Origin of the sequence: Azohydromonas lata, from assembly GCF_034427735.1 — a bacterium.
In the GTDB taxonomy this organism is placed as follows: Bacteria; Pseudomonadota; Gammaproteobacteria; order Burkholderiales; family Burkholderiaceae_C; genus Azohydromonas; species Azohydromonas lata.
On sequence record NZ_JAXOJX010000268.1, the window covers coordinates 1 to 251 of the forward strand.

The following is a 251-nucleotide window of genomic DNA, read 5'->3' on the forward strand; positions in this document are numbered from 1 at the left end:
TGAGCAACGCCAGCTTCGGCCTGCGCTCGGGCGCGGCCGGCACCACGGCATTTGAGCTGGCCAACGGCACATTGACGGCCAGTGTCGACGGCCTGGGCAACCTCAAGGCCACGTCCGTGGCCGTGCGGTACACGGGGACCAGTGCGTCCGTGGCGGCCGGCATCAAGGTCAGCGTCGGCAGCCAGAGCTACACGTTCAGCCAGGCCATTGCCGCCAACACGGTGGCCTTCAGCCTCAAGGGCTTCAGCGCT

1 protein-coding gene is annotated in these 251 nt (G+C 68.1%); it reads left to right on the forward strand.

Features of this window, described 5'->3' with window-relative positions:
- A partial coding sequence (locus SM757_RS35340; RefSeq protein WP_322468916.1) for a hypothetical protein occupies positions 1-251 on the forward strand: 251 nt, incomplete at both ends.